This window comes from Flavihumibacter sp. CACIAM 22H1, from assembly GCF_001601815.1.
Taxonomy (GTDB): Bacteria; Bacteroidota; Bacteroidia; order Chitinophagales; family Chitinophagaceae; genus Flavihumibacter.
The window spans coordinates 70426-82825 of sequence record NZ_LUKG01000010.1; the positions used below are offsets into that span (position 1 = coordinate 70426).

The 12400-nt window shown below is 44.9% G+C and carries 13 protein-coding genes; 7 read left to right on the forward strand and 6 right to left on the reverse strand.

What is annotated here, in order from left to right:
* From A1D16_RS05105 to A1D16_RS05115, 3 genes are all read left to right on the forward strand, one after another.
* The coding region (locus A1D16_RS05105) for an inositol monophosphatase family protein (RefSeq protein ID WP_290708184.1) at positions 1-695 on the forward strand (695 nt) is incomplete at its 5' end.
* A gap of 5 nt (positions 696-700) precedes the next feature.
* Positions 701-1735 (forward strand): thiamine-phosphate kinase, encoded by a 1035-nt coding sequence (gene thiL, locus A1D16_RS05110; RefSeq protein ID WP_290708185.1) that lies wholly within the window; start codon positions 701-703, stop codon positions 1733-1735.
* A gap of 106 nt (positions 1736-1841) precedes the next feature.
* Positions 1842-3281 carry a S41 family peptidase gene (locus tag A1D16_RS05115; RefSeq protein WP_290708186.1) on the forward strand — a complete coding sequence of 480 codons (1440 nt, stop codon included), beginning with the start codon at positions 1842-1844 and terminating at the stop codon, positions 3279-3281.
* On the opposite strand, the gene A1D16_RS05120 is transcribed toward A1D16_RS05115, so the two are convergent.
* The 4 genes from A1D16_RS05120 to A1D16_RS05135 all read right to left on the reverse strand — a co-directional run bounded on the left by A1D16_RS05120 (position 3261) and on the right by A1D16_RS05135 (position 6255).
* Entirely contained in the window at positions 3261-3737 is a 477-nt protein-coding gene (locus tag A1D16_RS05120; protein WP_290708187.1) for a Dps family protein, read from the reverse strand. The two genes, A1D16_RS05115 and A1D16_RS05120, sit on opposite strands and share 21 nt — an antisense overlap.
* Before the next feature lie 12 nt (positions 3738-3749).
* Entirely contained in the window at positions 3750-4850 is a 1101-nt protein-coding gene (gene nagA / locus A1D16_RS05125) for an N-acetylglucosamine-6-phosphate deacetylase (RefSeq protein WP_290708188.1), read from the reverse strand.
* On the reverse strand, positions 4843-5688 hold the full coding sequence (locus A1D16_RS05130) for a nitrilase family protein (RefSeq protein ID WP_290708190.1): 846 nt from the start codon (positions 5686-5688) through the stop codon (positions 4843-4845). Before A1D16_RS05130 ends, nagA begins: the two co-directional genes overlap by 8 nt.
* 87 nt (positions 5689-5775) lie before the next feature.
* Complete coding sequence (locus tag A1D16_RS05135) at positions 5776-6255, reverse strand: regulatory protein RecX (protein WP_290708192.1); 480 nt, start codon at positions 6253-6255, stop codon at positions 5776-5778.
* Between the two features lie 153 nt (positions 6256-6408).
* Between A1D16_RS05135 and dnaN the strand changes: the two genes are divergently transcribed.
* The 4 genes from dnaN to kdsB are packed head-to-tail and all read left to right on the forward strand — an operon-like array spanning position 6409 to position 9587.
* Complete coding sequence (gene dnaN / locus A1D16_RS05140) at positions 6409-7524, forward strand: DNA polymerase III subunit beta (RefSeq protein WP_290708193.1); 1116 nt, start codon at positions 6409-6411, stop codon at positions 7522-7524.
* Positions 7525-7539: 15 nt separating this feature from the next.
* Entirely contained in the window at positions 7540-7944 is a 405-nt protein-coding gene (locus A1D16_RS05145; RefSeq protein ID WP_290708194.1) for a DUF2007 domain-containing protein, read from the forward strand.
* A 55-nt stretch (positions 7945-7999) separates the two neighbouring features.
* Positions 8000-8818, forward strand: coding sequence for a sterol desaturase family protein (locus A1D16_RS05150; RefSeq protein WP_290708195.1), 819 nt, complete (start codon positions 8000-8002; stop codon positions 8816-8818).
* A 28-nt stretch (positions 8819-8846) separates the two neighbouring features.
* Complete coding sequence (gene kdsB, locus A1D16_RS05155; protein ID WP_290708196.1) at positions 8847-9587, forward strand: 3-deoxy-manno-octulosonate cytidylyltransferase; 741 nt, start codon at positions 8847-8849, stop codon at positions 9585-9587.
* Here the strand turns inward: kdsB and A1D16_RS05160 are convergent.
* A complete protein-coding gene (locus A1D16_RS05160; protein ID WP_290708197.1) occupies positions 9584-10111 on the reverse strand; it encodes a DUF2480 family protein in 528 nt (175 codons plus the stop codon). The two genes, kdsB and A1D16_RS05160, sit on opposite strands and share 4 nt — an antisense overlap.
* A gap of 97 nt (positions 10112-10208) precedes the next feature.
* Entirely contained in the window at positions 10209-12320 is a 2112-nt protein-coding gene (locus A1D16_RS05165; RefSeq protein WP_290708198.1) for a SurA N-terminal domain-containing protein, read from the reverse strand.
* Positions 12321-12400 lie beyond the last annotated feature (80 nt).

Consider the following 12400-nt stretch of genomic DNA (forward strand, 5'->3'; position numbering starts at 1 on the left):
CTAATAAGGAAGGCGTAAACAACCTGGTAACGGAAGCCGACCATGCCGCTGAAAAAGCTATTATTGCCACCATCCGGGAAGCTTTTCCCGACCATTTCATCCTAAGTGAAGAATCCGGGGAAATGGCTACAGAATCACCTTTTAAATGGATAATAGACCCGATTGATGGTACCATTAATTTTGCAAATGGCATTCCGATCTGCTGTGTAAGTGTAGCCCTGGAAGTAAATGGGGTAATAACTATGGGGGCTGTTTATAACCCCATTATCAATGAGTTTTTTCTGGCCGAAAAAGGCAAGGGTGCCAGCTTAAACGGAAAACCCCTTCATGTAAGTGATAAAGCCGATGTTCTTTCCAGTTGCCTGGTAACCGGCTTTCCCTATACTTTCCTGGATATGCCCAATGGTCCGCTCGACTGTTTCGAACGTTTTATCCGACGTGGTGTTCCGGTTCGCAGACTGGGCTCTGCTGCCATTGATCTTTGCTGGGTAGCGGCAGGCCGGTTTGATGGGTTTTATGAACATAAACTAAATGCATGGGACAGTGCGGCGGGTTTTCTGATGGTAGAAGAAGCAGGCGGTAAAGTAACCGATTTTACCGGCGCCTACTATTCTCCCTACCAGCCTTTTATACTGGCAACCAATGGAAAGATTCACGACGATATGCTTGGCTGGATAAACGGTGAAAAAAACTAAGTTGAATGGAAACAAGAACGGACATCTCCAGTTTGGGTGAATTCGGCCTCATCGAACACCTTACCAAAAATATAGAGTTCAGCAATGCCTCTTCCATATTAGGCGTAGGCGATGATGCTGCGGTCATCGATCATTTCGGAAAACAGACCGTGATCACCACCGATATGTTGGTGGAAGGAATACATTTTGACCTCATGTATACACCACTTAAACACCTGGGTTATAAATCGGTGGTAGTAAACCTGAGCGATATCTATGCTATGAATGCGAGTCCCACGCAAATTACCATCAGTATTGCCCTCAGCAACCGTTTCAGCGTGGAAGCCCTGGAGGAATTTTATGAAGGGGTTTATGCTGCCTGTGAAGCCTACCAGGTAGATCTTATCGGGGGAGATACCACCAGTTCCAAAAGCGGGTTTGTAATAAGTATTACCGCAGTAGGAGAAGTTGCACCTGACCAGTTTGTACAACGATCCACTGCTCAAAAAGGCGATCTGCTTTGTGTAAGCGGTGATTTGGGCGCCGCCTTTCTGGGCCTCACTTTATTAGAGCGGGAGCGAAAAATTTACCTCGAAAATCCCAAAATTCAGCCCGATCTCGAAAATGAACAATATATAGTTGGCCGGTTACTTAAGCCGGAAGCCAGAAAAGATATCATTGCTTTTCTTACGGTCAACGGTATTCGTCCAACCGCTATGATGGATATCAGTGATGGCCTCAGTTCAGAAATCCTGCATATCTGCAAAAAAAGTGAACTGGGCTGTGTTTTATACGAAGAGAAAATTCCGATTCATGAAGACAGCCGGCAGGCAGCGTTTAAATTCGGCCTCGACCCAACTGCCTGCGCCCTAAGTGGTGGGGAGGACTATGAATTATTATTTACCATTCCACAGGCCGACTACGATAAACTGGTACTTAACGAACAGATCAGCGTAGTTGGGTATATGACAGAACCGGAAGCCGGTGCTCATATTATAACTAAAGGGGGAAATAAATTCAAGATCACCGCCCAGGGCTGGAATGCATTTAAGGAACCATAAACAGCAGTTTTAATTTAGTTATCCTAATTGTACCAGGCGCTCCATGCTTACCCATTGCAACCGATTTTGTTTATTACTGCTGGTTTTAGCCGGCCTTCAGAGCTGTGTGGCATCAAAATCGGGGTGGACGCCTTCAAGGCTGTATCCTAAAGAGGAGTTACAGAAGGATTACCAGGTATTCCGCTCCGTACTGGAAGAGTCGCATCCCGGTTTATACTGGTATACTCCCAAAGACAGTATGAATTACTATTTCGATTGGGGATACCGTCAACTGAACGATTCGATGACAGAACCTCAGTTCAGATCTGTATTAAGTTATGTAATAGCGAAAGTAAAATGCGGACATACCAGCACCCGTTATTCAAGGAAATTTCTGCATTACCTGGATACAGCCCGGCTACCGCAATTTCCGATATCGATTAAAGTGCTGGAAAACGATACAGTGGTGCTGAATAATTTTATTCAGCGCAGTAACCTGAAATTAACCCGCGGCACCATTCTTACCAGCCTCAATGGGGCCCCTATTAAACAAATTGTGGACAGCCTGGTAACTCATATTCCACAAGATGGGAACAACACCAGCTACCTGATGCAAACGATCAGTAACCGCGGGGCTTTTGGTGGTTGGTTACGTTTGGTTGCAGGTTATGCACCCAGTTATGAAGTAGGCTACCTGGATAGTTTGGGAAAGGAACAGAAAACCGTCTTTAACCTGGTTGAACCGCCTAAGAAAGACAGTGGCCGAAAAACAATATTGCCACAATTAAAGGAGAAATTAAGGCAGCGGGAACAGCGGGCAAACGAGCTGGACAGAGCCCGGTCGCTGCAGATCGATACAGCATTGTCTACCGGTTATATGACGGTTAACACTTTTAATAACGGGTACCGGCTGAAAAGTTTTTTCCGCAGTGCTTTTAAAGAGCTACGCCGCAATAAAGTAAAACACCTCGTTATAGACATCCGGAGCAATGGGGGAGGAAATGTGGCACATTCTACTTACCTCACAAAAAAGATCCGCTCTACTCCTTTTAAACTGGCGGATTCTTTATATGCCGTAAGCAGGAAAAGCAGGTTTGGAAATTATGTTCGTTTTAATGGAGTAACGGGCATCTTTATGCGCTTTATTACCCGCAAAAAAGCAGATGGGTTTTATCATTTTGGGTACTTTGAAAGAAAAGAATTTAAACCGGCGCGAAAAGATTTGTTTAAAGGGCAGGTATACCTGCTTACCGGGCCAAATTCTTTTTCTGCAGCTGCCATTTTTGCTTTAACGGTAAAGGGGCAGTCGAATGTAACGCTGATTGGAGAGGAAACCGGCGGGGGGGCATATGGGAATTCTGCCTGGTTTATCCCGGATGTCCGTTTGCCGGAAACTGGTATACGGTTTCGGCTGCCTAAGTTCAGGCTGGTCATAAATAAGGAAGCTGTAAAGGATGGACGGGGTGTTCTTCCTGATGTAGAAGTAAAATCAACCCGCCAATCCATTATTGAAAACCGCGATCTTAAAGTGGAGGCGGTTCGTAGTTTAATTATTCAAAAACGCTGAGTACATCCAAACCAGTTTTTCCTGTGCGCGGATATAATCGCTCATCAACGCATTGGTTCCTTCATCATTTGCCTCTTCGGAAATTTTTAGTAGTTCGCGTTGCAGACCAATGATTGTTTGGAAGGATTGCAGGATATTCTCCACCGCTTTTCTTCCATCTGCCACTTCCTTGCTTTCTTTGATGGAGGCCATGGTATGGTAATCTGAATAATTATGGGCAGGTGAATAACCCAGGGTCAGAATCCGTTCGGCTATTTCATCAATTTTGAGCAGCAGGTCGTTGTATAGTTCTTCAAATTTTACATGGAGCTCAAAGAATTTCTCACCCCTTATATTCCAGTGATACCCCCGGGTATTCTGGTAAAAAATAGAATAATTAGCGAGGAGGGTATTGAGTCGTCCGGATAGGTCTACCGCTTTGGCTTCGTCCAATCCGATTGCATTTAATTTTGCCATGATTATAGAGTTTTAAAAGGAAGCTATCCAAAACCATTCCGGGCGGTAGCCCACTGCCAGTTTGCCCCATTCGTTCGCAATTCCAAGGACTCTCGCCGGATAAAGGGAGGCCATTCTAAGCGCTTCCTCTAATGAAATTCCGACTTTTTTTACACAATATTGAACAGCCGTTAACATCGTTAAGGCCGACCCGGACAGGGTGCCATTCGGCAACGTGTAATGATCTCCCCGAAGTTGGTGCGAATATTTCCCGGTTTCGTTTTGGGTAACCGCATCGGTAATGATAAACAATCGTTCCCCCATCAGGTCTTTGGCCATTTTGATAACCACGGGGTCTACATGATAGCCGTCCGGAACAATGCTGGAAGCTACTGTTGGATGAGAAAGAATGGCACCTACCAGGCCGGGTGCCCTGTGTTGGAGCGGCGACATTGCATTAAACAAATGCGTACAGGTTCGGATACCCTGTTCAAACCCCCGCCGGGCTTCCTCATAACTGGCATTACTATGGCCGGCAGAGAGAATAATTCCGGCTTCCAGCAAATAGTTTAACTGGTCAGGTTCAAATAGTTCGGGCGCTACCGTCATCATTTTAATAATGCCGCGGCCGGGTTCAACCAGGGTTTTAAGTGCCTCCATGGTAACAGGCTGAATTTGATCCAGGGAATGGGCGCCCCGTTTCAAAGGATTCAGGAAGGGTCCTTCCAGGTGAAGTCCGTAAACCCCGGTACCACCTGTTTGCCAGTATTCCCGAACCGCTTCAATAGCATTCAGGGCAATTTCGTTGGTATTGGTAGCCACGGTGGGCAGAATCAGGTGGGCGCCCCCTTTCCTGGAATAATCGACGGTGGCCTGTACGGCCTCCAGGCTGGGATGTTCGCCAAAGAGCTGTCCGTTGCCACCGTATAGTTGAACGTCAATAAATGCTGGTACCAGGTAGCCACCCTGCAGATCCTGAACGGTGTTGGCAGCCGCGGATGGGCTTACTGTTGCAACCGATGTATGAATTTCTGCAATACGCCCGTCGGCGATGGTTATGCTTGCTTCGGAAAGCCAGTCTTCCCCGGTGAAAATTTTTCCATTAATAAAATTAATCTGTTGTATATCAGCCATTTGTGATGTCATTTAAAAGGGTAAAAGCATCTGCATCGCGGAGAAAGGGAAGTTGCTGGCGGGTTTTTGTCAGCTGTTCTTTTTCCAGGGTAATGGTAAAGCAATCTTCCTGATTTTCTTTATGGTAGAGGGGGCTGCCTAAGGGATCCAGTATTAAGGAATCGCCGCTGTAGTAAATACCCTTTCCATCCTCTCCAACCCGGTTTACACCCACTACAAAGGCCTGGTTTTCAATAGCCCTTGCTGTCAACAGCGTTTTCCAGGCATGATTGCGGCGCGCTGGCCAGTTGGCTACTGTGATAAGTACATCGTATTCCGCTTCTGCGGTCGGAGGCAATGCCGCCGGTGGCTGCCCCCCGGTAGAATGGCTGACTTGCTGGCGGCTCCAGACGGGGAACCTAAGATCGTAGCAGACCTGCAGAAAGATGCGCCAACCTTTGACGGAAGCGATAAAGCGCCGGTTTCCGGAACTGAATTGTGCATCTTCCCCGGCATAGGCGAAAAGATGCCGTTTATCATAGTGCCCAAGCTGACCATTCGGTAAAACCCAAAGCAAGCGGTTAAAATATTTTCCGCCATCCTCAATAATAATCGAACCGGTGAGGATGATCCGTTTACGGGCAGCCAGGCTTTTCATCCAGGCAACAGTTGGCCCATTCATAGGTTCTGCCAGTTTTTCCGCATTCATGGAAAAGCCAGTACTAAAGGTTTCAGGTAGTACCACCAGTTCCATTTTTTCGGAAATACTATCAATTTTTTCCTCAAACATCCGCCGGTTGGCTTCCGGGTTTTCCCAATGGAGTGCCGATTGAAGAATGGTTATGGTTAACGAAGACATGTCCGAAATTAATTCTTTAATTGGGTTGCACCTACTAGCTTGCTCCGGAAGCAAATGGGGGCCAGGAGAAGCGGCGGCAGGAGAAAATCAATCCACTGGTCCCAATCCACTGAGGGTTTCTTTTATGAGGTTCCACTCGTATCCTTTATAAAGGAGGTGCTCCTGTGTTTTTCGGAGCCGCGCAGCTTTATCTTCCTCTTTTAAACTTTCCCAACGAGTGCGGGCCAGTTTTTCAAGCGCAGCAAAATAATCGGCATCGGGAATTTCTTTCATTGCTTTTTTTATGCAATAGTCACTTACCTGGCGTTGTTGAAGCTCCCGTTTTATACGGCTCCTGCCCCAGGCTTTCATTCTGAATTTACCTCCGGCATATTGGATAGCAAATCTCTCTTCATTAAGGTAATCTTCTTCAATGAGGGTAGACAAGACCTGGTCCACTTCCTGGCGGTTGAGACCAAAGCTGAACAGTTTGGCTTTAACTTCCTGGTGGCAACGTTCCTGGTAGCCACAATAATGGCGTGCTTTCTGAAGTGCCTGGTCGGGGGTAAGTCGCTTTTCCTGCATCATGGGTCTAAGTTCCGGCAAAAGCAAATGTGGAAAAAACCCATTTTTTTAACATCCGCCCGGGAGCTGAATTGAGTTTACCCGCAGATCTCATATCATCCTTAGTAGAATGGCCGAATTTCCTTAGTTTCGTCCCTTATAAATCGCAACCGTTTTATGAAGTTTATTGTAAGTTCATCGGCTTTATTGAAACAGCTCCAACAGATCAGTGGTGTTATCAATGCAAATACCGTTTTACCTATTTTGGAAGATTTTCTTTTTGAAATAGATAAAAACAAATTGAATGTGGTGGCCACCGACCTGGAAACGGTAATGCGTGTTCAGATGGATATTGAAGCGAAGGAAAACGGGCGGGTTTGTATTCCGGCAAAAATCCTGATTGATTCCTTAAAGAATATCCCCGACCAGCCCCTGACGTTTACCATTGACAAGAATTTCGGGATAGAAATGACCAGTGATAACGGGAAGTACAAGGTAATGGGAGAAAATCCCGACAATTTTCCGAAGGAGCCTTCGGCGGATGATACTACTTCTTTTGAGATGACAAGCAGCGCCCTGGTAACAGGTATTAATAAAAGCCTGTTTGCCGTGAGTAATGATGATTTACGTCCGGCTATGACGGGGGTATATTTTGAGCTCGACAAAAATTTCGTACAGTTTGTGGCTACGGATGCCCATCGGCTGGTTCGGTACAAAAGAACCGATGTAAAATGTCCGAAAAGCGACTCCTTTATTGTTCCCAAAAAGCCACTGAACATTCTCAAATCTGCCTTACCGGATAACGATGACAGTATTACTGTAAGCTATAACAGCAACCATCTTTTTGTAACGCACGGCAATACCCAAATGAGTTGCCGGCTTATTGACGCCCGTTTCCCCGATTATAAAGTGGTGATCCCGGCTGATAATCCCTATAAGATGATTGTCGGTAAAACCGATTTCCAGGGAGCCTTGCGCCGGGTAAGCGTTTTCTCCAATAAAAGTACCAACCAGGTTGTGTTAAATATTTCGGGCAGCGAATTACAATTAGCTGCGCAGGATATTGATTTTAGTTTTGAAGGAAACGAGCGCATGAAATGCCAGTACGACGGGGATGATCTTGCCATTGCCTTCAATGCCCGTTTCCTGATTGAAATGTTGAATGCCGCGGAAAGTGATGAGGTGCGTATGGAATTATCAACTCCCACGAAGGCGGGTATCATCAAACCCATGGAGGCGGATGAAAACGAAGAATTGCTGATGCTGGTAATGCCGCTGATGCTGAATGCATGATCCTGATGCCTGTTCATGAATTTTTGTCAAATCCGATCATACGATAACTATATACAGGCCAATTTACAATTGAACCTGTTGAAAGACAATGGCATCAACTGTCATTTAAAGGATGAGCATATCGTCACCATCGATCCTTTTCTGAGCCCCGCTGTCGGCGGAATTAAATTAATGGTTCTGGAAGCTGATTGGAATAGGGCGGAAACCGTATTGGATGAAACCGAAGAAGCGTATATACAGAGTTTACCCTGTCCTTTTTGTGGCGCAAAGACCCTGGAGAAACGCGCGCATGTTAAACCCTCCGGTTGGGGTAAGCGAATAATTGCCCGGTTGCGGGGTATTGATGAAAGCATTTTCAGCGCTGAGGTCGTTTGTAAATCCTGCCATAATAAAGTAAATGATCTGCATCAATTTTCCTGATAATTGAGCTGTTAACTCGGCGGGTTTGGTAACTTGTTATATCAAATGCCGCCATATGGAAGAGTTTTTTTCTTATTGGGCAACCATCCCTCCTATGCATCGCGTGCTTATTTTACTGGGCGGTATGGTCGTTTTCTGGTTACTAGAGGGTTATTATCCCTTATTTAAATTTTCCTTTAACCGCGTCCGTCATGCGGGTATTAACCTGGTTTTCCTGGGAACTACCCTGGTTTTAAACCTGGTTTTTGGGTTAGTAACGGTTTGGTTTTGTTTTTTGGTGACCGAAAAACAGCTGGGCATATTACAATGGATTCCGATGGCGGGATGGCTGCAGGTATTGCTGGGTTTACTATTTATGGATTTGTTTGGCCAGTATATACCGCACTGGTTAATGCACCGGGTAAAATTTATGTGGAAATTTCACATGGTTCACCACAGTGATACCAAAGTGGATGTTACCACTGGCACCAGGCATCACCCGGGCGAATGGTTATTCCGTGAAACCAGTACCATTCTTGGAATTCTGGTAATTGGTACGCCGGTTTGGTTGTATTTCTTATACCGGGGCTGTGCCGCTTTGTTTACCCATTTCAACCATGCCAATATCCGGGTTCCGCGTTGGATTGATTACCCGATCAGCCTGGTTTTTGTATCACCAAATATGCATAAGGCCCATCATCATTATAGGCGGCCGCTAACGGATACCAATTATGGCAATATTTTTTCCGTATGGGATCGGTTGTTTGGAACCTTTCGGTATGTAGACCCCGCAGGTTTACGCTATGGTTTGGATGTGCTGGAAGACAGTACAGACGAGGATTTAGGCTATCAGTTCCGGATTCCCTTTAAGAAGGATATTAAAACCGATTATTAATGCATCTTTGTTTTCAAATTCACGATAGATGGGGAAAATTATTGCCATGATTCCGGCGCGGTATGATGCTACCCGGTTTCCGGGAAAATTAATGAAGCCTTTGGGAAACTCCACAGTAATCCGGAAAGTTTATGAGAATACTGTTGCCACCCGATTATTTGATGAAGTAAGTGTTGTTACGGACAGCGATATTATTGAAGCTGAAATTCTAAATGCGGGCGGAAAAGTATATCGAAGCCAGCGGGCACATGAAAGCGGAAGTGACCGGATAGCAGAAATAATTGAGGGGATGGAGGTGGATATCATTTTGAATGTACAGGGGGATATGCCCTTTGTAAAAAGGGCACCCCTGGAAAATTTATTGGCCAGCTTTAAGGATCCTAATGTGCAGGTAGGCTCTTTGATGCAGGAGATGTTGGATGCAGAAGCCGTAAAAAATCCCAACGTGGTGAAAGTGGTGGTAGATAAGTTTAATAATTCTCTTTTATTTAGCCGCAGTCCGATTCCTTATCCCAGGAGTACCGAACCACCGGTTGTGTGGTATGAGCATGTAGGGGTGTATGCCTATCGGAAGGCGGCTTTGATGAATTTTACTTCCTGGGCAATGACCCCCCTGGAGGCTGCTGAAAAAATTGAATGTCTCCGCTACCTTGAAAATGGGATTCCTTTAAAAATGGTAGTAACCGAATACCTGGGGGTTAATATAGATACACCGGAAGACCTGATCAGGGCTGCGGAGTTCCTGCAGCAAACGTCAGACAGGTGTTAGGACGGTGTTCTAACACCTGTCTGACGTTTGAAAACCGGCACCGTTGAGCAAGGTTCGCCGTACATCAATGAACGTACTTGTGGTAAAAGAATCCGGGAAATTTCGAAATAGGCATATTCACCCAATGGAAGATCGCCACACCCTTTAATTACTACCCGCTGATCAACAAAGCTTGAACCTTCTATTTCATTCAGGCGATCCAGGAATAGTTTTTTTCTGAATTCTGCCTCCGTACCCTGGTAAATAGCTGCCGCTACCGGCTGCAGATAACTTGCAACCAACATATAGGCCCACATCGGAATAATTGCATCTGCAGTACAGCTTACCGCTACCAGTTTTCCCCTATATACGTCCCAATCCTGCTCTTTCATTGCAGCACGGAATTCTTTTTCTTTTAAAATCAATCCCATAAAAAGATAGGTCGCCAAATCAAATTGCAGGATTTCCTCCTTCGGATAATAGGTTTCCAGGTCGAGTGTAATCAACCCGCTTTCCGCTATTTTATTCGTAATTGGTTCCGACATACTCCCGTTTTTATAGTAACAATATTCAGGCTATAAAGTTAGTAAATTAAAAAAGGGACGCCGGTAAGCGCCCCTTCCTATTAACAAGATATTCTTATTATAAAATTTTAGACCGTTGATCCTTTACGTCTGCCGATTTGCGAAGTGCATCTACCGCGCGGAAACCAGCTGACTGACGAATCTGCAGCATACTTGCTTTTCTTTGCTCTTCCGCATTAGCGCCACCATCTGCAACTGCCCCTACAGATTCGGTTTTAATTACAAATACGGCCCCGTTACCAGCAATGGGAGCTGATACGGCCGACTGGTAGGCTTTGTTAAAGGCCGCTCCAATTACCTTTGGCTCCTGGCCGATATTTGGTATAAAGGGCGATGAGAAACGAACACTGTCTGCATTCAATACAGTTTGTTGTGTTGCGGAAGCAATAGCATCCAGGGTATTGGCCGTTCCGATTTTCTTTTTAATAAGCTCTGCTTTTTTCTGGTTTTTTACCTGGAACTCAACCAGCGGTCTTGCTTTGGCTGGCGACATCAGGCCTTCTTTGGATATTTCGGTCAACATTACTACCACAAACTTATCATCCACAGGAAACGGCTCAGATACATCGCCCACAGCGGCTTCATTTACCCAACGCACCAATGGACGACTGGATCCTAAACCAGGAATCATTATATCATTTGGCTTTATTTCCTGGGCCAGGAGTTTGGTCAGGTTCTTCTTCTCCGCATTTTCGTTAAACGCTTTTCCGTTTCTGCTTTCACCGGCAAACTGATTGGCCGCACCAGAAGCTGTATTTTCCGTTTGTTGACTCGCAATAATCGGACGGCTCAGGTAGGCAATTTTATAGGCCTGCTCAAAACCTTTCTGATTTAAAATTTCAATATAGTGGTAGCCAAAATCAGTTTTTACTACTTTTTTCTCACCGGTTGATCCATAAAAAATGAACTCCCCAAACTCTTTCGCCAGGTTACCCATTTGCTGAGAACCAAAATCATATTCACCCCCTTTGTCCTTGCTTCCCGGATCTTCACTGAACTGGGCAGCCATGGCCGCAAAACTTGCTCCTCCCTTTACAGCCGCAGCAATGGAATCGATCCGGGCTTTTGCAACTGAATCTGGCGTGGTTTGCGTGCTTATTAATATATGTCTGCATTTAACGCTATCCGGCATAGACCGTTTTCCCAGCATTTTTGCCAGTACATAATTACCTCCATCCAGGTAGGGTCCGAATACTGCACCATCTGCCAGGTTACGGATTGTATCCGCATTCGGAACCTGTAATCTTGATTTTAAAACATATCCATCAAAAAATGGAAGATCACTGTTATTTCTGGACAAGAAAACAGCAGCATCCTGAGAAACGGCAAATTCATCCCGAAGATTCTGCAGATTTGTACGAACCGACAGGGTATCTTCTGTTGTTGGCGCCGCACTAAAACTTATATAGCTGATACTCCTGGACGCTTCCTGTTTAAACTCTTCTTTCCTTTTAGAGATAAACGCAGTGATATCAGCATCGGTTACTTTCACTTCCGGCAAACTATCACTTATTGTAGTATAGGGTACAGCTACAAATTTGATAGCGGCAATCTGACTATTTTCGGCCGCAGTTTTCTCCGCCATCCATTTAGGTATATAATAGGTATTCCCTAATAAGGAAGCATATTTTTCACGGAGACGGGCTCCTGCCAATGCCGGAAGGTATACTTCACTGAAGTTTTTCGCCATCGGATTGTTCTTCTGCTTCTTTAATGCATCAATCGCTTCTTTTGCTTTGTTTGCATCGTATTGTCCCTGTTCATTTGTGAACTGCTGGCGAAAATCCTGCGGCGGATTATCTCCAAAAAGCAGGTCATTTATTTCTGCACTTGTAACAACCAGTCCGAGTTTTTTATATTCAGATTCCAATACATTTTCCTCAATAAACTGGTTCCAAACCTGTTCCTGGATATTCTGGCGCATCAATTCATTCATGGGATAACCCTGTTGCTGAAATTGATTTTCCTGTAATTGAATTCTCTCCTGAAATTTTACGTAATCAATATCTTTTCCATTAACAGAACCTAAAGAAGATTGATTTCTTCCAAAAAGATCACGGCCACGGGCACCTGATACAGAATCCATCAACAAGAAACCCAATAAACTCAAAGCAATTACAATAAAAACAAGCCAAGCTGCCTTATCCCTGATGTTTTGAATGATCGACATGATGCGTTTTGATTATACTATTATATTATTCTCAAAAAAATGAGGAGCGAAAATAAGGAATTCCAACTTATTAACAAATT

Coding starts and splice junctions, on each gene's coding strand:
- thiL (WP_290708185.1), top strand. CDS start 701: ATGGAAACAAGAACGGACATCTCCAGTTTGGGTGAATTCGGCCTCATC.
- A1D16_RS05120 (WP_290708187.1), bottom strand. CDS start 3,737: ATGGCAAAATTAAATGCAATCGGATTGGACGAAGCCAAAGCGGTAGAC.
- nagA (WP_290708188.1), bottom strand. CDS start 4,850: ATGGCTGATATACAACAGATTAATTTTATTAATGGAAAAATTTTCACC.
- A1D16_RS05130 (WP_290708190.1), bottom strand. CDS start 5,688: ATGTCTTCGTTAACCATAACCATTCTTCAATCGGCACTCCATTGGGAA.
- A1D16_RS05135 (WP_290708192.1), bottom strand. CDS start 6,255: ATGATGCAGGAAAAGCGACTTACCCCCGACCAGGCACTTCAGAAAGCA.
- dnaN (WP_290708193.1), top strand. CDS start 6,409: ATGAAGTTTATTGTAAGTTCATCGGCTTTATTGAAACAGCTCCAACAG.
- A1D16_RS05145 (WP_290708194.1), top strand. CDS start 7,540: ATGAATTTTTGTCAAATCCGATCATACGATAACTATATACAGGCCAAT.
- A1D16_RS05150 (WP_290708195.1), top strand. CDS start 8,000: ATGGAAGAGTTTTTTTCTTATTGGGCAACCATCCCTCCTATGCATCGC.
- kdsB (WP_290708196.1), top strand. CDS start 8,847: ATGGGGAAAATTATTGCCATGATTCCGGCGCGGTATGATGCTACCCGG.
- A1D16_RS05160 (WP_290708197.1), bottom strand. CDS start 10,111: ATGTCGGAACCAATTACGAATAAAATAGCGGAAAGCGGGTTGATTACA.
- A1D16_RS05165 (WP_290708198.1), bottom strand. CDS start 12,320: ATGTCGATCATTCAAAACATCAGGGATAAGGCAGCTTGGCTTGTTTTT.